Consider the following 20,662-nt stretch of genomic DNA (forward strand, 5'->3'; position numbering starts at 1 on the left):
TCCCAATTTGCCCGGCGCTCGCCGACGAAAGTGCAAGGTTTTTGAACCTCTGGATGCTATAGTCTTGCACTTGCTTGGTGAAAAAATGCTCAAAACCCTTACCTAGACTATGTTTCACTTTTGTTCAGCAAGCCCTAGCTAATATTAATCATCTTGAAAGTCTTTCAGTACTATTTGATCGGTATCGTATTTTTTACAATCAGCCATCAAACCTTGAAGGTGCTAAAGAGTTTCTCAAAGAACGTTTGAAGAATAATGACTCAGTAGTGTTTGCAGCTAATGACAATGGGCAATTAGTTGGATTTACTCAGCTTTATCCCAGCTTTTCTTCAGTGTCGATGAAACGAGTATGGATCTTAAACGATTTGTATGTGGAAGAGTCATATCGTGGGAGGGGAATTGCAAAGTTATTGATGAGTGTTGCGGAAGAATACGCAAAAGCAAGTGGAGCCGTCCGAGTAATTTTAGCTACTCAAATATCTAACATAACCGCGCAAAAACTCTATGAAGGGCGAGATTACATTAAGAATGAAGAGTTTCACCATTACGCTTTGCGGTTGCAATAGTGGCATGACAAGAAATTTCAGGTCGTTCAGGAGACACCTGGGGCGACATACCGGACTATATATTTTGCTAGTAGCGAATTCGGGAATCTACATAAGCATTTAATAAAATATCAATTAAAATGCTAGCACTAACAGCGATCGCTTGATACAGTCGATTGGCTAACCCCGGCCAAGAAAAAGCGAAAGGGAGTAATAGTTTTATGGCTTACAGCGAGTTTAGTTTAGCTAAAGCAAAACAAGAGTTTAGTTTAAGCACATTAGAAAAACGCGATATCTTCGCTGCTGTTCCTGAATTAATAGCGAGCAATTTACTTGCAGAAACACTCAATTATAACCTAGAGATTGCTTTAGGGAGTAATAGTGAAAAAGCGCGTTCTGAATTAATTATTGCTCCAATTTTAGTTGACTTACGCCGACAATTACGAGAACAAATTGGTTTGTTTTCTGGGGTAGATTTCACTGTCGATAATAGCAAAGGATTAAACGGTACTTGCGATTTTATTATTACTAAATCTCCAGAAATTCTAATTTTGACAGCCCCAGTAATTACAGTTGTAGAAGCTAAAAAAGAAAATATTAATGCGGGTTTGGGTCAGTGTGCAGCCGAAATGGTAGCAGCCCAAATTTTTAATCAGCAATCTGCAACTGAGATTAAAATAATTTACGGTGCAGTTACAACAGGCAGTATTTGGCAATTCCTGAAACTAGAAAAACAAACATTGAGCATTGATTTAAGCGAATATTATCTCAAAGATGTGAATAAAATTCTTGGGATTTTAGCCAGTGGTATTTCTCAAGAAAATTAACAAAATTTGAGAAGGAATCAGAATTCAGAATACTCTACTTAATATCGAATTCGCGGATCTACATAAGCATTTAAAATATCAATTAGAATGCTAGCACTCACAACGATCGCACCAAAAAACACGAGTATTCCTTGGACTGTGGGATAATCACGATCAGCGATCGCTTGATATAGTCGATTGGCTAACCCAGGCCAAGAAAATGTCACTTCCGTCAAAATCGCCCCACCTAACAGAGATGCAAATGTTAATCCCAAGACTGTAATCACCGGGATTAGGGCATTTTTTAAAGCATGGGAGACTAAAATCTTATTTTCACCAATACCTCTAGCTCTAGCCGCTTCTACATAATCTGCTTGCAAGGTTTGCTTTAAATTCACTCGTACAATTCGCTCAAAAATCCCACTGAGCAAAACTCCTAGTGTGAGACTCGGTAGGGCAAGATGGTGCAAAGATGTGAAAAACTGGATGAAGTTTCCACCGAGTAAGCTATCAATTGTATACAATCCAGTTACAGGAGTAGGAGCCGGAAGATTCGGCGGAAAGCGGTTGGAATTGGGAAACCAACCCAATTGGACTGAGAAAATCAACTGCAAAAGCATTCCCGCCCAAAACATCGGAAGTGCGTAGGTGATGATCCCAAATAAGCGCCCACCGACATCGAAATATGTCCCAGGACGCGAGGCTGAAAGAGTCCCAACCGCAATTCCAACGATGAGTGCAACCGCCATACTACATACTGCTAACTCCACCGTCGCCGGGAAATATTGCCCAATTATGTCCCAAACATTTTGTCCGCGACTCATTAAAGAGGTTCCCAAATCAAAACGCAGTATGCTTCCCAAATAATTGAGGTACTGTAGCCACAGGGGAAAGTTTAAACCTAATTGTTTTCGCAATTCTTCTTTAGCAGCTTCTGGCGCACGTCCACCGAGAATTGCATCTGCGGGATCTCCTGGTGTTGCTCTTAGTAAGAGAAATACAATGGTGATGATTGTTAATAACTGAAGTGGCGCGAGAAGCAACCGGGAAACTATGTAATATTGTAAAGCTTTAGAGCGAGACATAAGTAATTCAAATCCAAGCGCGTAACTTTCGGAATCACTGCTCATTTCGCCCCCTCACACATCGCAAAATTTTTAAGGACGGAAATAATACAGACAACAAAAACATGGAACTTAGAGCAAGAATTCCTAAATCCCCTGGTTCACGAAAGCGCCAACTTCCCCAGCTAATCAATGCAAGTCCTGAAACAAAAATAGGTAATGTCCAGAAACGAACCAGGTGTCTTGTATATTGCCTAAAACGAATCAAGGACATGATGCTCAGAACTAGTGCGATGACAGTAGGAATACTACCTAAAAGAGTTTGTTTGTCAAGTTGGAAGGGATAAAAGCCCCACATATAAAGTAACTTAGTACCTTGCAGGTAAAGTGCGTCACTAGGATGCTTGAGAATCCATTCCCTGGTGCGCTGTCGCAGTAATTTATCCTTTTGAGCATAGGGTAGCTTTAGCTCTTCCTCACTGAGATAACCAGTTTTCTCCATTAATATCCACTTGCCTGGACCTTCCCATGTAATCCTACCATCTGGCATGGTGACAACCTGATATCCCTCTTTAATGAGTGTGGGGTTTAGTCCCCCAGCAATAGTTTCTCCGCCATTAGCACTAATTAAAATAGGAACCCCTGCATTTATTGTCATGTAAATTGACCAAGGTAAGACAACTAGAAAGCATCCTCCAAACAAGAAGATTGTTCGCCTTAAAGCTTTAGACCACTGAATCTCTTCTAAGAATACAATCAGTACAACAAAAGGGATAAATAGAAGGTACATTGGACGAATTAACATACACAGTCCCAATACAAATCCGCACAATCCCCAGCGAATCCAATTTCCTTCTGACTTATTAATCACTGCCGATCCTTTAGGCAGCATAATCAGAAAAGACGTGAAAATTGGTAATGCAGTGGTTTCACTATAAAGGGATCTGCCATAATAAATATAGGGTGGCCAGATAATTGTCAGAACTCCTACGACCATTGCTAGTAAATTATTATCTGTGACCCGTCGCACCAGCAAATACATAAGCGGGGCTGTTAGACTAAATATCACAGTAGAAAGTAACTGAGTCAACTTGAAATTGTCAAAGGTAATTAGCCTGAATATTGCTAATAGTAAAACATGACCCGGGGTTCTTCGGGAATTGAACTCATAATTCCCGTTGAGCAAGTTACCTGCCAAAAAATAATACTCCTGCTCATCATGGTCAAGCAGAGTCGGTTCCGATTTTAAAGGAATTAGTAGCAAGCTAACGCCAACTTTAATGGTGATTGAAAGTGCTAGTAGTAAGAGAAATAAATATTTTGGTCTACCCAGTTTACTAAGTATCATTAGACATCTCCAAAAACTATCAAAGCTTTGCTTTGACTAGCTTATAATATGCATATGCAAGTATTACTAACTAGCTAGCCAATACGATAAAATACGGCTTTCAGATATTTATTGATAATAACAACGCAAAAATATGTAGTTATATAGCGTTTCCTAATCACATGACGTACATCATAGTCCCCTCATCGGTTGCGGGGAGGGGGTTGGGGGTGGGGAACTTGAGTACCTCACTCAACTGAGAACCGCTATATACGTTTATTTTATTCTGATGCTAAGGGGTCTATTGACAAAACTCTGAGTTCAAGAAAAAAAGGATGGGCAGACTTCTATAACGAGTAATTTCGCTGTGCTCTAGCTGGTGACTAAACACAGATAGAAAAATAAATGGAAGCGACCTCCCGTTTATATGATGACTTGTTCACACAACTGAGTAAATCGAAAACATGGGCAAACATTAGGCATTTAAAAACACTAGTTTGGATGGTGATTGCGTTACTCTATTCAGAGTGTATAAAGTTAACTACTAAATGGTGTGGTTATAATATATTGAACATGAGCAGAAATGTTGAATGCTGATACAAAACTTTACATTGTTAGTTAAACTAAGTCTCAAAAGCTTAAATTAGTCAGCAAAACATCATCTCCTCAAACCAATGAACATAGCTGATTTTCTGACACATACAAGATTGAAGATAGCGGAATTTATCTAATAGTGTATGTCCCCATTCTTCGGGAATAGATAAAAGCTGTAAAATCAGATAAGCTATCAGGGTAAGCGCATCTAAAATTCTATTGACACGGTAGTTTTGGGGTTCACCCAAAGTACAAATATAGCGTTTCCTAATCACATGAAGTACATATCTACTTCAAATCCTGTGTTATTTAATCTTTTAAATAAATCTCGCATACTTGTTAAACTGTTATCCAGGGCATAGGATAGCCAACACTCAAAAAATAGATACTGGATAATCGTTTTTTAGCAGCTTTCTTAGTATATTTTTGACAATTTTGGGAAATGAATTTATAACCACAATCAAACTAATATATTTTAAGCCTTCGCCCAAAAGTACCATATTTTGGGCTATTTTTATCGGATTTTTCTTAACATTCAACACTTCTGGAACATGAGATATTTTATTTAATAGTCAAAAGTCAATGGTCAACAGTTATTATCAATGACTAATGACTAATGACTAATGACTAATGACTACTTTTTAATTGTTTGGTAAACCAGAATTTGGGTTGGGTTAAGTTGTACGTTGCTAACACCTTTTTGGGCAAATACATAGTCTTTGCTTTGCCATAAGGGAATATAAGGTACATCAGTTGTTACTTGCGTTTGAATTTCGGTAAAAATTTTCTGACGCGCTTCGGGGTTTTGTTCTTTGCGTTCCTGATCAATCAGTTTATTTATAGCTTCGCTATAGTAGAACGAACCCTGAGTTTGACTGCCTCCATCTTCGCATCCTTTAGCAACTGAACCTTTGTTACAAGATAAAAACGGCTGGACGTAATTATCTGGATCTAAAAAATCTGGATACCAATCAAGTAAAGCTGCTGGATATAATCCTTTGGAAATGTCTTTAAAAAATGTAGGAGCTTCCGCAGGAGTAACTTCAAATTGCAATATTCCATCCATTTTGGTATCAACAAGAGATTTGAGTGTTTGTGCTGCCAAACTACGAGTAGGGGAACTAGAAGGATACCAAATTTGGACTTTTGCCGGATTTTCTTTGGAGAAACCAGCAGTAGTTAATAATTGTTTAGCTTGATCAAAGTTAGCATCACCATATTTATCTTTAAATAATGGCACAGATACATTAAACGTAGTAGGAATCATGCTATAAAGCGGAGCTGCTTGACTAAGTAACGCTCGCTCATTTAAAAGTGGACGGTCAATTATTGACGCGATCGCTTGTCTTACTTCTAATTTATCTAAAGGTTTTTGATTCCGGTTTAATACGAAATAGCTTACTACACTACCCTCAGCTGCGATCGCTTGCCAATCCCCTTTTTTAGCACCTTCTTCCAAGCTCCGAATTTGATCTGGTTGCAGCGACAGATAAGCTACATCGACTGCGCCTGTACGGAAAGCATTAAATAAATTAACTGGACTTGTTTGAATTTGGACGTTAACACCCTTGTTAGCTGGTTTTTCTCCCCAATACTGATCAAACGCATCAAATCGCAGTGAATCTGTACCATACTGCGCTAATTTGTAAGGGCCAGTTCCGACAAAAATATTTGGCTTGAATTTACCTGCACCGAGTTCGTAAGCTTTGGGCGAAACTGCACATACCCCAGGAAACGCCAGCAGTGAGGGAAACGCTGCAAAAGGCTTTTTCAGCTTAATAGTTAACTCATAATCACCTGTGGTTTTCACGGAATCTATTGTATCAGCTAGCAAGAAAGATGGTTTTCCTTTATTTTCAATAAAGCGCTGGATGGTGAACGCCATTGCTTGGGCATTGAAGGGAGTTCCATCATGAAAAACCACTCCCTGACGCAAGGGGATTGTATAAGTTAAGCCATCTTGACTAACTTTAGGTAATGCTGTGGCTAACTGGGGCTTAATTTCTATGCTTCCTGGTTCGTACGTGTAGAGGCGATCGCTCATATTAAACACCAAACCCAAAGATGCTAACTCATAAGTATCAGCAGGATCAAGTGTTCTCGGTTTCGCTGTTGTACCTATAGTAATCCGACCATCACCTGTTGGGCTATTTACAGAACCAGATGGTGGGGTAGTTGTCTGTGGACGAGGAGCGCAACTAACAACTAACAATAAACATAGACAGAACAAAGATAGGAATTGTGTAATCCGACCCCACCTTTTCATAAACAAGGAAAACCAGGTCATAGTCATATGATTTTTGATATTAGCGGTTAGCAATTTTACTAGATTTGTGGCTCTTGTGCTAATCAACTTCATAGTTAAGTTTATTATTACCAAAAAGGGGGAAGGGGTAAAGGAAAAAAAGAGTAAACCTTTTCCCCACACGGGATAAAGCCCACTTCGGCAAGTGCATCGCCTATTTTAAAATATGGGGTTCCCTTTCCGCTTTCACCCATTCCCCACGTAAATAAAAGATAAGCAAATTAAATCTGTGATGGGCATTGGTAGCGAAAAAACTTGGGTATGCTACGCGATCGCATCAATTTACACGCTTGCAAACAATTCCATCAAAAGTTACACTTTTTAAAACATTCTCATTTTTGCTTGGCGATGGCTACCCTCCGGGGTAAATATACCGAAGCGAGTAAGCATTGCCAAAGCGCCCACGCTGTCTGACTTATAAGACTAAGCTGTGGTAACACTCTGGCTCTGGCAATAACAAAAAACAAGAGAGAGTTTTCTGAGTGGCCAATTTCGTCTCTCAGAATCTCAGTAAGAAAATTGCTTTGTAAACTAACTAATCGAGGAGGAGCGTAGTCGATGGGACTACCCTGGTACCGAGTACATACAGTTGTTCTGAATGATCCAGGCCGACTGATTTCTGTGCACCTGATGCACACAGCCTTAGTAGCAGGCTGGGCTGGTTCGATGGCACTCTACGAACTAGCTGTTTATGACCCTAGCGATCCGATTCTCAACCCGATGTGGCGACAAGGAATGTTTGTCCTGCCCTTCATGTCACGTTTGGGCGTCACCCAATCTTGGGGTGGTTGGAACGTTACAGGTGGTCCTGCAACTGATCCTGGTTACTGGTCATTTGAAGGCGTTGCTGCCGCTCATATTGTTCTTTCCGGTCTTTTGTTCCTAGCTGCCGTTTGGCACTGGGTTTACTGGGATTTGGAACTTTTTAGAGATCCCCGCACTGGTGAACCTGCCCTAGACTTGCCAAAAATGTTTGGCATTCACCTGTTCTTATCTGGTCTACTTTGTTTTGGGTTTGGTGCTTTTCACCTCACCGGATTATTTGGCCCAGGTGTATGGGTTTCTGACGCTTACGGCTTAACTGGCACCGTCCAGGCAGTAGCACCAGAATGGGGACCAGATGGTTTTAACCCATATAACCCTGGTGGTATTGTGGCTCACCACATTGCTGCTGGTGTTGTTGGTATTATTGCAGGCTTATTCCACCTCACAGTCAGACCTCCCGAACGGCTCTACAAAGCCTTGCGGATGGGGAACATTGAAACAGTACTCTCTAGCAGTATTGCAGCAGTGTTCTTCGCCGCCTTCGTTGTTGCTGGTACTATGTGGTACGGTAACGCTGCTACTCCCATCGAATTGTTTGGCCCTACCCGCTACCAATGGGATCAGAGCTACTTCCATCAAGAAATTGAGCGCCGCGTCCAAACTAGCGTTGCCCAAGGTGCAAGCCTCACCCAAGCTTGGTCGCAGATTCCAGAAAAACTGGCTTTCTTCGATTATGTGGGCAATAGTCCTGCCAAAGGCGGTCTATTCCGTACAGGAGCGATGGTCAAAGGTGATGGTATTGCGCAGTCTTGGCAAGGTCACGCTGTATTCAAAGATTCTGAGGGACGCGAATTGACCGTGCGTCGTCTCCCCAACTTCTTTGAAACCTTCCCAGTAATATTGACCGATGCAGATGGAATTGTCCGCGCTGACATTCCATTCCGTCGGGCAGAATCTAAGTATAGCTTTGAGCAATCTGGTGTCACCGTTAGCTTCTATGGTGGCGATCTCAATGGTAAAACCTTTACAGAACCAGCTGATGTGAAGAAGTATGCCCGTAAGGCTCAAGGCGGTGAAATTTTTGAATTTGACCGGGAAACCTTGAATTCTGATGGTGTATTCCGCACCAGTCCTAGAGGTTGGTTTACCTTTGGACACGCCGTATTCGCTCTGCTGTTCTTCTTTGGTCATCTTTGGCATGGCGCTCGGACAATCTACCGAGACGTGTTTGCTGGTGTTGATGCGGATCTAGAAGAACAAGTTGAGTGGGGTCTGTTCCAGAAAGTGGGTGACAAGTCAACCCGCCGGAAGGAAGCTCTCTAATTTCAGTGCTGAGTTATGAGTTAAGGCTCTGACTCAGCACTTAGCATTCAGCACCCATAACTTTAATTACTGGCTGGATAGGCAGCAAATCGTAATATGGAAAGCGTTGCGTACATCTTGATTTTTAGTCTGTGTATAGGTACTCTGTTTTTTGCGATCGCATTTCGCGAACCTCCTCGCTTTGAGAAAAAAGAGAAGTAGGTCGATATTCCCATACCTTTAAGAGCATTTAATCTTAGTATCCGTTGCTACTATGCTTAGTGGCAACGGATACTATTGTCTTTGTGCTTTGTTGCTTTTAACAACTAAGCAATGTTAATAACGAATCATTATGATATAATTTCCAATCTTGGGAGTTGATATGTGTTAACACTCGCTTATCTGCGCTAGGATGAGAAAGGATTGTTTGAGTGCAGATTGTCATAGAGGCGATCGCATAACACATCTCCCCTGTCACATAACCTTTACGGAGACTAGAACCAGGAAAAAATTAGCATGGTCAATCAGAATTTAAGCGCTATAGAAATTGGATTCACTCACGAAGATTTCGCTGCTCTACTTGACAAATACGATTATCATTTTAGCCCTGGCGATGTTGTCCCAGGAACAGTTTTCAGTATAGAGCCGCGCGGCGCTCTGATTGACATTGGTGCTAAAACCGCAGCATATATACCTATACAAGAAATGTCTATTAACCGGGTAGATAGCCCGGACGAAGTTTTACAGTCAAACGAAACACGAGAATTTTTCATCCTCACCGATGAAAATGAAGATGGTCAGTTAACCCTTTCCATTCGCCGTATTGAATATATGCGGGCTTGGGAGCGCGTGCGACAGTTACAAGCAGAAGATGCAACTGTACGTTCTGGCGTATTTGCAACCAATCGCGGTGGAGCATTGGTACGGATTGAGGGATTACGTGGTTTTATCCCCGGTTCTCACATTAGCACCCGCAAACCCAAAGAAGAATTGGTAGGGGAAGACCTGCCATTAAAATTCCTAGAGGTGGACGAAGAACGTAACCGCTTAGTTCTATCTCACCGTCGGGCGTTGGTTGAACGTAAGATGAACCGCCTAGAAGTCGGCGAAGTAGTGATTGGTACTGTTCGTGGCATTAAGCCCTACGGTGCTTTCATCGACATTGGCGGCGTTAGTGGTCTACTACACATTTCTGAAATTTCCCACGAACATATTGATACACCTCATAGCGTGTTCAATGTCAATGATGAAGTGAAAGTGATGATCATTGACTTGGATGCAGAAAGAGGTCGGATTTCCTTATCTACCAAGCAGTTGGAACCTGAACCCGGTGACATGATTAAAAACCGGGATTTGGTCTATGATAAGGCAGAAGAAATGGCTGCTAAGTACCGTGAACAGTTGCTAGCCAAACAACAAGGTGCTAGTGCCGCATCGGCTGCACCAACAGAAGTTCTAGAAGAGGACATTCCACCAGCTGCAGAACTTGAAGAGGATATTCCAGCAGCTATGGAAATTGAAGAAGAAACTCCTGCATCTGCGGAACTTGAAGAAGAAATTCCTCCATCTGCGGAACTTGAAGAAGTAACTCCCCCAACTGCGGAACTTGAAGAAGTAACTCCCGCAACTGCGGAACTTGAAGAAGTAACTCCCCCAACTGCGGAACTTGAAGAAGTAATTCCCGCAACTGCGGAACTTGAAGAAGAGATTCCCCCAACTGCGGAACTTGAAGAAGTAATTCCCGCAACTGCGGAACTTGAAGAAGAGATTCCCGCAACTGCGGAAATAGAAGAAGAAACTCCCCCAACTGCGGAAATAGAAGAAGAGATTCCCGCAGGCATTGAGCAGTAATACATTTATAGTTTTACTTGTCTTGAATTAAGAGTATCAAAGCATTATAAAAAGAGGGAAAACCCTCTTTTTTTTCTGTAGGAAATTGTTAGAAGTGAAGAGTTAGGAATTAAAAATAAAAATTCATAACTTCTAACTAAATAAATGGGGTGAAATATTTTGGCAACCATTAAATGTAGAAATATCACTTTTTATGATATTCAGGCAATTTTGTTTGACAAAAATGGTACTTTAGAAGACTCAGAAATGTATTTGCGATCGCTCGCACAAAGAGCAGCAAGGTTAATAGATGCTCAAATCCCTGGAACTGGGGAACCCCTATTAATGGCATTTGGCGTTAATGGGAATAGTCTAAATCCAGCAGGTTTAATCTCGGTGGCCAGTCGCCGCGAAACAGAAGTTGCGGCTGCGGCATATATTGCCGAAACTGGAAGAGGATGGTTTGAGTCCTTAAAAATAGCCCGTCAAGCTTTGGATGAAGCGGAAAAATACATTGAACAAACTCCTGCACCTCTGTTTGTGGGTAGCTTAGACTTGTTGAAATACCTACAAGAAGCGGGTTTACAACTTGGCATCCTCTCAGCTGCGACAACTGCTGAAGTACGTAATTTTGTAGCTAATCACCAATTAAGTAATTATTTCCAGCTAGAAATGGGAGTCGATGAAGGCCCCACTAAACCAGATCCAGTACTATTTTTGCAAGCTTGCAAAGCCTTGGGAGTGGAACCAGGCGCTACATTGATGGTGGGTGATTCAGTTGGTGATATGCAAATGGCGCGTGATGCTAAAGCCGCAGGTTGTATTGGTATCACTTGGGTAGGTAAGTCGGATAACGTTCAAGGTGCGGATGTGGTGATTAATCAACTTGATGAAATCCAGATTTTAGAAGATTGATTTGAGCTTTCTACTCGAATTCCCTAACGAAAACACTACTTATCCCGGCCATAGCCAAATATGTAGAATCCCTAGCATAATTTTATTAGTATGTCAAGCTAAATATGCTAGAATATTAACTGCTCTTCACAGTAGCTAAATAAGCCATGCAAAACACAGAAACGACATTAAAACTTCGCCTGTGGACAGTTGAAGAATACCATCGGATGGCTGAGGCTGGGATTTTTGGTGCGGATGAACGAGTAGAACTCTTAGAAGGAAAGATAATTTGGATGATTGCCAAAGGAACAGCCCATCGGTCAGCCGTGGGTAGAACAGATTACTTACTGAAAAATCGATTAGGAAATCGGGCTTGGGTATCCGTTCAAGACCCAATAAAGTTAAACGCACGGTCTGAACCAGAACCGGATATCGCTGTCGTTAAAGTAGATCCGCTGGACTACGCAGACCACCATCCCACCCCAGCAGAAGTTTATCTGATTATTGAAGTAGCAGAAAGTAGCCTGAAACTAGATTGTCGAATCAAAGCTCTAGCTTACTCCCAAGCGGGAATTACAGATTATTGGGTGTTAGATGTGGTTGGTCGTCAATTGCACGTATTTCGGGAACCAACTCAGGATGGATATCAAAACAAAGCGATTTTGGCAGAAGATGCGACTATTTCACCCTTAGATTTTCCTGATTTGAGCATTGCGGTTTTGGAAATGTTACCGCCCTTAATTGGATCTTAGCTGAGAGCGATTTTTCCAACAGAAACAAAGGGTTATATAAATCAAGATGGGCGGTAAAATCCTCATTCCTTAATGACATTTTTGTGTCAAAATATTTACACCAACGACTAATCCGATTAGTGGTTAGACAATCAGGCGATCGCTAAGTGAGATAAGTTACCTTTGTAGCCACTAATCTCAATCACGGCATCAGTGAGGGCAGAGAATCCCTTAGTATTATCATTGAGTGCCAGAAAAGTTTGCTGGTCATTGCCTGTACCGAGAGTAAAGGTTGCCGCACCTTTAGCTACAAAAGCAGTTGCAGTCAATATTTGTTGTACGTCAAAAAGAATCAAACTGGCAACAGTGCCGAGTTGAACTACATTGGCGGCGGAGACTGTATTCACACCATCAATTTTATCTTGACAAATGTTCAAGTCAGTAATTTTATCAAAGCCACCCAGCAGCGAATCACTCAGGCTGCCAAAGACAAATTTATCACCGCCGCGATCGCCTGTGAGAAGATCAGCACCAGCACCACCATTAAGGATATCACAACCTTTGCCCCCGAAGAGTTTGTCATTTCCAGCTAATCCAAAAAGTTGGTCGTTGCCGTTTTTGCCAATAAGTTTATCATTGCCAGCCCCACCAGTCAGTTTGTCTGCACAGTTGCTACCATACAAGGTTTTACCCTGCACAGTTCCTTCTGTGGTAGTCTGGCTAATTAGTTTACCATTAGTATCATAGAGATAAGTGGCAACTGCATCTGTTGTGCGATCGCCGTTTTTGTCAATATCTGCGGTGGTTAGTTTGCCGTTGGCATTGTAGTTGTAAGTGGTAATCTCGTCAGCGATGCCATCATTATTTTTGTCAGCTACCTGTGCAGCTAGTCTGCCGTTAGCATCGTAACTGTAAGCAGTCACTTCATCAACGATGCCATCATTATTATTGTCAATTTCTTGTGATTTCAGCTTGCCGCTCAAATCGTAGATATAAGTGCCAACTGCATCAACTACACCATCATTGTTGAAGTCATAGCTAGCGGATGCGCGTCCATAGGTAGAGGTTCCGACTGTATCAGCGATGCCGTCGCCGTTTGTGTCAATGCTATAGGATGTCTGGTTGCCATTGGCATCATAAGTTAAGGTTGAGACATAATCAGCGATGCCGTCGCCGTTTGTGTCAATGCTAAAGGATGTCTGGTTGCCATTGGCATCATAAGTATAGGTATTGATTTGGTCAACGATGCCGTTGCTGTTTGCGTCAATGCTTCGGGATGTCTGGTTGCCGTTGGCATCATAAGTAGAGGTTTCAAACCAACGAGCGATGTCGTTGCGGCTGTAACTGTAGTCATAGCTTGCGGATGTCTGGTTGCCATTGGCATCATAAGTATAGATTGAGACAGAATCAGCGATGCCGTCGCCGTTGTAGTCATAGCTTACGGATGTCAGGTTGCCGTTGGCATTATAAGTATAGATTGTGACAGAATCAGCGATGCCGTCGCCGTTGTTGTCAAAGCTTTCGGATGTCTTGTTGCTATTGGCATCATAAGTATAGGTTGTGACTCTATCAACGATGCCGTCGCCGTTGTCGTCAGAGCTTATGGATGTCTGGTTGCCGTTGGCATCATAAGTAGAGGTTTCGACAAAATCAGCGATGCCGTCGCTGTTGATGTCAATGCTTCGGGATGTCAGATTGCCATTGGTATCATAAGTATAGGTTTGGACAAAATCAGCGATGCCGTCGCTGTTGATGTCAGGGCTGTCGGATGTCAGGTTGCCGTTGGCATCATAAGTAGAGGTTGAGACACTATCAGCGATGCCGTCGCCGTTGTCGTCAGAGATCAAAGATGTCCGGTTGCCGTTGGCATCATAAGTAGAGGTTGAGACAGAATCAGCGATGCCGTCGCCGTTGTTGTCAAAGCTTTCGGATGTCAGGTTATAACCGTAGCTAATAACTGAGTCTATTGTCCCATCACTGTTGTTGTCTATGCTCTCAGCTATTATGTTCCCAGCGGCATCGTAAGTGTAAGTTGTGGTTGAGGTCATAAATTTGTGTTCCTTTTCTGTTTGATTCCAGTTGGGTAGTACTATGTGTTTTCAATACTTTGCCAAAAACAGAGGTAGTCTAACTTTTTCCGAAACAGCCTCAGACAAGCGTCTGCTTAACTTTTAGGCTAAACCTAAAAGTTAAGCAGACCTACAGGATAATCAAAATTACTTCCACTAAAATAATACAGGATTTTACTTGCTCAGTTTTTTGCCATCATATTTTAATTGGTGCGCCGGAATGGGTTAAGGGAGTGATTTATCGGTTGCATAGTTTAGGTTTTGCTGACATGGGAACCTGGAGTCGGCTAGTACCAACCAAAAACATCTAAATTGAATAAGACAGTGGAAAGGATTTTGCATCCTTTGGCTTGACATATACCCGTTGTTGTGGTTCTAGCTCCAAGTCATTAAAGCGATCGCGTGTTAAATGCGCCATCACCACTTGCCCATCATCAAAAGTTAATTCTACCTGAATTTCCCAACCCAAATGTACCAATCGGCTGACTGTAGCAGCCGTAGTAGCACCGTTGGCAGCTTTTTCTAAAATCACATCCTGCGGACGCAAAAATACTTGTGGATGTGGCGCATCAAACCCGCTACGTTGAAAAATTTTCGAGGTGCTGGGCAATATGTTTACTGGACCAATGAAGCTCATTACAAATGCCGTGGCAGGATTATCGTAAATTTCTGCTGGTGTCCCCACCTGTTCCACACGCCCTTTATTCATCACTACTACTTCATCGGAGACTTCCATTGCTTCCTCTTGGTCGTGGGTGACGAAAACTGTGGTAACATGAACCTCATCATGGAGGCGGCGTAACCATGCCCGTAAGTCTTTGCGGACTTTAGCATCTAGTGCGCCAAAGGGTTCATCTAGCAATAAAACTTCAGGTTCTACTGCCAGTGCCCTTGCTAATGCTACCCGTTGTCTTTGACCACCAGAAAGTTGTGAGGGATAGCGATCGCCTAGTCCAGTCAATTGCACCAATTCTAGTAACTCTTCTACCCGCCCCTTAATTTTCTTGGGCTGTGCCTTGCGAATTTCTAAACCAAAGGCAATATTTTTCCTGACAGTCAGATGCTTGAATAGCGCATAGTGCTGAAACACAAATCCAATATTGCGCTGTTGCACGCTTTGGTATGTAGCATCTTTACCAGTGAGCAGGATTTTGCCGCTATCTGGCATTTCTAAACCTGAAATTAACCGTAGTAATGTAGATTTACCTGATCCCGATGGACCGAGCAACGCAACTAGCGAACCACTCTTAATTTCCAGGCTGACTTGATCAACTGCCTTAAAACTCCCGAATTGTTTGGAGACGTTCTCAACTACTATGCCCACTGCTACTGTACCTCTGCAACTAAATCTACAGTTTCTTGCTAGGATTACCGTGTCTTACATATACCATAGATAACATAGTTATTTTTAGATGAATAAGATTTAGCTACCGTAGCTGCCGCAATTGAAGAAGCTACAGTGCGGTGGTAAGATTATGCTTGGCTCAAAAGGGACTTACCCTTTGGATACCTCCTAACGGGGCTTAGACAAAAATTAAGCCCAAGTAAAGCCCAAACTAGCTTTATAAGCAGCAAATGCGTCACGGTTGAAGGTCAACCAGTCAAAAAATCGATAAGACATATCTCTCGGCAGGCTGCGCGATCGCTCTTTTTAGTCGACAACTCGTGTTCTAATTACTTTTTCTTATATAAGCTGCGATATTCCCAAGGATTCACAAATTTAGCATCACTCCAAACGCCAAGCCGTTGCTCCTTCGCTTCAGTTTCGGCTTGTTGAACTAAATCTTTACTAGGACACTTGTTTAAATAGGGACGATAGACTTTTGCCAACCCTTCTTGCAACAATATTTGTTGTACAAAAGTACCATCTTTTAACCGAACTTCAGCAATTTTGCGCCCATAGCGATCGCTATCAGTGATATTCAGAGTCACGCGATCGCCTCCTTGTTGCACCAGTTCTTGCACCCGTTCTTGAGCTTTCACACCCCAAATAAATTGATTGCGATCGCTAGGGCGTTTACTCTGCTTTTCTTGACTCGAATGAGCTATTTCTGGCGCATCCACACAAGCAAAGCGCACATTAAAATTTTTACCATTAGCATCTTTGAGTACTAAAGTATCGCCATCACTAACTCGCTCAACGGCGTCTCCAGAAGTATCGATAAAGCGATCGCAGCCGATCAAACCCAAAATTATGATAGTTGCACAAAGCCAAAATCGCACTGGTTTAGTTAATTTCTCCATCCAAACTTACCTGCATTACCTCTGTGGCATGATACTAGCAAAATGCAAAGATATTTTTGTTAACTATTGACATAGTTTCCCCAGGCAATCCAAAATTCAAAATTGTAAAACCCTTTAGTGGCAACCGAATAGAAAATGCCGATTAGTATAAGAATTGTAACCTTCCAATTGTCAGCGGCAATTTCTGATGAACTTCTTGACTTACATTCTGCATCTAGCTGGTTCAGGTGCCTTTGCCTATTACTCGGCTGCCCAAATTCGTGATTCTAAAACCCGCCCCAACCTCCTTGCAGGGTTTTATTTTGCTGAATCTGGCTCCGTGCCGTTTTTATCTGCACTTAGCGATCGCGCCGCTACCGAAGGCGATACATGGCTAGCCGAAAAACTAGCAAAACATGCATCAGATGAAACTAGGCATGGTCAAATTTTTGCCCACGCTTTACAACAGATGAATAAACAAGTTATAGATTTCAAGCGTCAACCCCAAGCTACATCTACAAACAAATCACAGCAGCGTAGTCCCTTTTTCGCAGCATTTTTTGAGGGCTACACCCAAGAACAACTCAAACCTGCTGTCATTGATTGGGATGTGTTTATGGCTAGCACATACATTCTTGAGTTAGATGCTAGCAAAGACTTTGAGCGAATGGCGAAAGTATTACCTGATCACGAGTCAACCGCTCGTAACTTGAAATTAGGAATGCTTTGTATTGCCCAAGATGAAACTGGACACGCTGCTTATCTCTACGAAGCAATGATGCGACGGATGTCTGCAACTAAAGTGCAAAAACTCGTAGATACGTGGCGAACCCGCAAGGTAAACGCCTTGTTGGCAATGGTTGGCGGTATCCTCCAGCGCAACGGCGAAACGCGATCACTAGTCCAGGATAGTGCACCGTCAGAAATCGATTCTGAGTTGGTAGCTACGTAATTATAGATATCTTGAGTACCTAATGATCAACTACCCCTGGCTCAATCTTTGGTTAGCTAGGGGTTTCTATATTCCATAGCATAACCTGAGATTTTTGAAGCTTCTTAGCTCCAAGTTGCTGCATACTACTATTGCCATGATTCGATTGATGATCAAGTAACTTGCGTAATTAAAATCACATATCTAAAACTTCTCAGACATCCTCTAAGAGCGATCACAATGTAATAGCGATCGCCTATGAACAATAAGGATGTTAGGATATCTGTCACCAGCTGAATCTGACTTATGAAATTAGTTTGCTCCCAAAGCGATCTCAGTACAAATCTCTCACTCGTCAGTCGTGCAGTACCTTCACGACCCACTCATCCAGTACTTGCCAATGTGCTGCTCCAAGCGGATGCTGAAACTAACCAAGTCAGCTTAACAGCCTTTGATCTCAGCTTGGGAATCCGCACCAGCTTTAACGCAGAGGTTTGGCAAGGAGGCGCGATCGCACTTCCTGCTAAGTTACTTGTAGATATCACCTCTCGTCTTCCAGAAGGCGAAATCACTCTAGACGACGAATCAGCCCTCACAGGTGTAACACCCGGTGGAGAAGGTTTAATTGTTACACTCACACCCAAAAGTGGACATTACCAAGTACGAGCAATGGGGCCTGAAGAATTCCCCGAACTACCTGTAATTGAAAATACGGAAGTAATTTATCTCACAACCACGGCATTAATTGAGGGCTTACGCGGCTCATTATTTGCTACCAGTGCAGATGAAACCAAGCAAGTACTTACGGGAGTGCATTTAACAGTTAAACAAGATACTTTAGAGTTTGCAGCTACCGATGGACATCGCCTAGCAGTAGTCGAAACTAGCAACGAACGTCCTCTAGGTGGAACCAGTCAATTAGAAGTGACAGTACCAGCTAGAGCATTACGCGAACTCCAACGAATGCTAGCTCATAACGCCTCATCAGATGAACCTGTAGCTTTGTATTTTGATCAAGGTCAAGTTGTGTTTGCATGGCAAAATCAACGCTTGACTAGCCGCACATTAGAAGGGCAATATCCTGCTTATCGACAATTAATCCCGCGCCAATTTGAGCGACAAGTGACAATTGAACGGCGACAATTTGTCAGCACTTTGGAACGGATTGCTGTGCTAGCCGATCAGAAAAATAATATTGTTAAGGTCAGTATTGACAGTGAAGCCCAAGAAATTACTTTATCTTGTGAAGCTCAAGATGTAGGTAGTGGTAGGGAGTCAATGCCAGCGCAGATATCTGGGGAGAATATAGAAATTGCTTTTAACATTAAGTATTTGATGGAAGGCTTGAAAGAGTTACCATCTTCTGAAATTCAAATGCATTTGAATCAAAGCCTGACTCCAGTGATTTTTACGCCATTGGGGGGTTTGAAAATGACCTATTTAGCTATGCCTGTGCAACTTAGAAGTTAAAGATGAATTTCTCACGCAGAGGCGCAGAGGCGCAGAGAGTATAAAGAGTTGGAGTTAGCGATCGCTTTTCAGATGAAGATTTGGGATACTGCGCTACCAAAGCTGCTATCCTTGGGGTAGCTAACTGTACAGCAGTATAAAGCAACTATAAGGCATATTTATAGTAATTATGGGGTAAACTTTTTCAACATAGATACACTACACTAGCTATAATTTCCTGTAAGTTGAAAAAACTCTTAAGATTTAGCGTTATTATTACGCTTCTCTCACACATACTAGCTGACAACCACATTAGGAGGACTATCTATGGCGCTTGTACCACTGCGGCTGTTATTGGATCACGCAGCTGAAAACGGTTACGGCATCCCAGCTTTCAACGTTAACAATTTGGAGCAGATTCAGGCGATCCTGAAGGCTGCTGTCGAGACAGATAGCCCCGTAATTTTGCAAGCTTCTCGTGGCGCTCGTGCTTATGCTGGAGAAAACTTCCTCCGCCACCTCATTTTGGCAGCGGTAGAAACCTATCCTCAGATTCCCATTGTCATGCACCAAGATCATGGGAATGCACCTGCTACCTGCTACTCAGCAATGAAGAACAACTTCACTAGCGTGATGATGGATGGTTCTTTAGAAGCTGATGCTAAGACCCCTGCAAGCTTTGAGTACAACGTCAGTGTTACCCGCGAAGTTGTAAACGTAGCTCATGCTTTGGGTGTCAGCGTTGAAGGTGAACTCGGTTGCTTGGGTTCTCTAGAAACTGGTGCTGGTGAAGCTGAAGATGGTCACGGTTTTGAAGGTACACTCGACCACTCACAACTGCTAACCGACCCCGATGAAGCTGTTGACTTCGTAGAAGCAACCCAAGTAGATGCTTTGGCTGTTGCTATTGGCACAAGCCACGGTGCTTACAAGTTTACTCGCAAGCCGACTGGCGAAATTTTGGCCATTAGCCGCATTGAAGAAATTCACCGCCGTCTGCCTAACACCCACTTAGTAATGCACGGTTCTTCTTCTGTACCTGAAGACTTGCTTGCAATAATTAACCAATATGGTGGTGCAATTCCTGAAACCTACGGTGTACCTGTAGAAGAAATCCAAAAAGGTATTAAGAGTGGTGTACGTAAAGTAAATATTGACACCGACAACCGTCTAGCAATTACTGCTGCTGTACGTGAAGCTTTGGCTAAAAAACCAGAGGAATTTGACCCTCGTCACTTCCTCAAGCCTTCTATTACATATATGCAGAAGGTTTGTGCTGAACGCTATCAGCAATTTGGTACTGCTGGCAATGCAAGCAAGATCAAGCAGGTTTCTTTAGAAGATTTTGCTGCGAAGTATGCTAAAGGTGAACTAAATGTTGTCACCAAGGCAGCTGCTAAAGTTTAATTCTGACAACAAATAAATAGCCGCACAGTGCTACTATTCTCTTAGAAGACTGAGGATTCTAATATTGGCATAAACCGGGTGGTCGCCCGGTTTTTTGTTTTATTTATAGGGATTGGGCATTGGGCATTGGGCATTGGGCATTGGGCATTGGGCAAAACAGTTCCGTTAGCGGTAGCGGGGCGTTCAGCCCGTTCCCAATTTTGAGTGCTGAGTAAAGAAATGAGATTCCCCACTCAGCACTCATTACTCAGCACTCCTGAAGGGCATTGGGCATTGGGTATACTTAGGGCTTGCTGAATAAGTCTCCAGAGCGAATCTAGAAGCCACACAGCTTACAAAATAGTAGTTTCGTCGCTTAGTTTCCCAATTTGCCCGGCGCTCGCCGACGAAAGTGCAAGGTTTTTGAACCTCTGGATGCTA

The 20,662-nt window shown here is 42.6% G+C and carries 16 protein-coding genes and 3 pseudogenes; 10 read left to right on the forward strand and 9 right to left on the reverse strand.

Translation table 11 applies throughout. The features are described from left to right. Nucleotides 1-77: 77 nt before the first annotated feature. Complete coding sequence (locus tag ACEW80_RS18980) at nt 78-566, forward strand: GNAT family N-acetyltransferase (RefSeq protein ID WP_373528083.1); 489 nt, start codon at nt 78-80, stop codon at nt 564-566. A 67-nt stretch (nt 567-633) separates the two neighbouring features. On the opposite strand, the pseudogene ACEW80_RS18985 reads toward ACEW80_RS18980, so the two are convergent. Continuing rightward, nucleotides 634-762: pseudogene (locus ACEW80_RS18985) on the reverse strand (ABC transporter permease); the annotation flags it as partial. A 4-nt stretch (nt 763-766) separates the two neighbouring features. Between ACEW80_RS18985 and ACEW80_RS18990 the strand changes: the two are divergent. After that, nucleotides 767-1,372, forward strand: coding sequence for a hypothetical protein (locus tag ACEW80_RS18990; RefSeq protein WP_373528084.1), 606 nt, complete (start codon nt 767-769; stop codon nt 1,370-1,372). Nucleotides 1,373-1,410: 38 nt separating this feature from the next. Here the strand turns inward: ACEW80_RS18990 and ACEW80_RS18995 are convergent, their stop codons facing one another. From ACEW80_RS18995 to ACEW80_RS19010, 4 genes and pseudogenes are all read right to left on the reverse strand, one after another. After that, entirely contained in the window at nt 1,411-2,436 is a 1,026-nt protein-coding gene (locus tag ACEW80_RS18995; protein ID WP_373528097.1) for an ABC transporter permease, read from the reverse strand. Nucleotides 2,437-2,470: 34 nt separating this feature from the next. Then, a complete protein-coding gene (locus tag ACEW80_RS19000; RefSeq protein WP_373528085.1) occupies nt 2,471-3,763 on the reverse strand; it encodes an ArnT family glycosyltransferase in 1,293 nt (430 codons plus the stop codon). Between the two features lie 626 nt (nt 3,764-4,389). Beyond that, nucleotides 4,390-4,539: pseudogene (locus ACEW80_RS19005) on the reverse strand (IS4 family transposase); the annotation flags it as partial. Between the two features lie 431 nt (nt 4,540-4,970). Continuing rightward, nucleotides 4,971-6,623: an ABC transporter substrate-binding protein gene (locus tag ACEW80_RS19010; RefSeq protein ID WP_373528086.1), complete on the reverse strand. Its 1,653-nt coding sequence runs from the start codon at nt 6,621-6,623 to the stop codon at nt 4,971-4,973. A 576-nt stretch (nt 6,624-7,199) separates the two neighbouring features. Between ACEW80_RS19010 and psbB the strand changes: the two genes are divergently transcribed. The 5 genes and pseudogenes from psbB to ACEW80_RS19035 all read left to right on the forward strand — a co-directional run bounded on the left by psbB (nt 7,200) and on the right by ACEW80_RS19035 (nt 12,184). Then, nucleotides 7,200-8,729, forward strand: coding sequence for a photosystem II chlorophyll-binding protein CP47 (psbB, locus tag ACEW80_RS19015; protein WP_373528087.1), 1,530 nt, complete (start codon nt 7,200-7,202; stop codon nt 8,727-8,729). A 96-nt stretch (nt 8,730-8,825) separates the two neighbouring features. After that, on the forward strand, nt 8,826-8,930 hold the full coding sequence (locus ACEW80_RS19020; protein WP_373528088.1) for a photosystem II reaction center protein T: 105 nt from the start codon (nt 8,826-8,828) through the stop codon (nt 8,928-8,930). 294 nt (nt 8,931-9,224) lie between these two features. Next, a pseudogene (locus ACEW80_RS19025) lies at nt 9,225-10,283 on the forward strand (30S ribosomal protein S1); the annotation flags it as partial. A 435-nt stretch (nt 10,284-10,718) separates the two neighbouring features. Next, the gene (locus ACEW80_RS19030) at nt 10,719-11,453 is read left to right on the forward strand and encodes an HAD family hydrolase (RefSeq protein ID WP_373528089.1); all 735 of its coding nucleotides are present in this window, start codon (nt 10,719-10,721) and stop codon (nt 11,451-11,453) included. A 146-nt stretch (nt 11,454-11,599) separates the two neighbouring features. Then, entirely contained in the window at nt 11,600-12,184 is a 585-nt protein-coding gene (locus ACEW80_RS19035) for a Uma2 family endonuclease (RefSeq protein WP_373528090.1), read from the forward strand. Between the two features lie 131 nt (nt 12,185-12,315). Here the strand turns inward: ACEW80_RS19035 and ACEW80_RS19040 are convergent, their stop codons facing one another. The 3 genes from ACEW80_RS19040 to ACEW80_RS19050 form a co-directional block, all read right to left on the reverse strand. After that, entirely contained in the window at nt 12,316-14,211 is a 1,896-nt protein-coding gene (locus ACEW80_RS19040) for a bluetail domain-containing putative surface protein (protein ID WP_373528091.1), read from the reverse strand. Nucleotides 14,212-14,539: 328 nt separating this feature from the next. Next, nucleotides 14,540-15,556, reverse strand: a complete 1,017-nt coding sequence (locus ACEW80_RS19045; RefSeq protein ID WP_373528092.1) for a sulfate/molybdate ABC transporter ATP-binding protein — start codon at nt 15,554-15,556, stop codon at nt 14,540-14,542. Between the two features lie 350 nt (nt 15,557-15,906). Beyond that, nucleotides 15,907-16,476: a thermonuclease family protein gene (locus ACEW80_RS19050; RefSeq protein ID WP_373528093.1), complete on the reverse strand. Its 570-nt coding sequence runs from the start codon at nt 16,474-16,476 to the stop codon at nt 15,907-15,909. A 187-nt stretch (nt 16,477-16,663) separates the two neighbouring features. Here ACEW80_RS19050 and ACEW80_RS19055 point away from each other — a divergent pair, with 187 nt between their 5' ends. The 3 genes from ACEW80_RS19055 to fba all read left to right on the forward strand — a co-directional run bounded on the left by ACEW80_RS19055 (nt 16,664) and on the right by fba (nt 20,242). Further along, nucleotides 16,664-17,407 (forward strand): ferritin-like domain-containing protein, encoded by a 744-nt coding sequence (locus ACEW80_RS19055; protein WP_373528094.1) that lies wholly within the window; start codon nt 16,664-16,666, stop codon nt 17,405-17,407. A gap of 285 nt (nt 17,408-17,692) precedes the next feature. Next, entirely contained in the window at nt 17,693-18,856 is a 1,164-nt protein-coding gene (gene dnaN, locus ACEW80_RS19060; protein WP_373528095.1) for a DNA polymerase III subunit beta, read from the forward strand. A 306-nt stretch (nt 18,857-19,162) separates the two neighbouring features. Further along, nucleotides 19,163-20,242 carry a class II fructose-bisphosphate aldolase gene (gene fba / locus ACEW80_RS19065; protein WP_196518114.1) on the forward strand — a complete coding sequence of 360 codons (1,080 nt, stop codon included), beginning with the start codon at nt 19,163-19,165 and terminating at the stop codon, nt 20,240-20,242. A 103-nt stretch (nt 20,243-20,345) separates the two neighbouring features. On the opposite strand, the gene ACEW80_RS19070 is transcribed toward fba, so the two are convergent. After that, nucleotides 20,346-20,486: a hypothetical protein gene (locus ACEW80_RS19070; protein WP_373528096.1), complete on the reverse strand. Its 141-nt coding sequence runs from the start codon at nt 20,484-20,486 to the stop codon at nt 20,346-20,348. Between the last annotated feature and the right edge of the window lie 176 nt (nt 20,487-20,662).

Source organism: Nostoc sp. (assembly GCF_041747015.1).
Taxonomy (GTDB): domain Bacteria; phylum Cyanobacteriota; class Cyanobacteriia; order Cyanobacteriales; family Nostocaceae; genus Nostoc.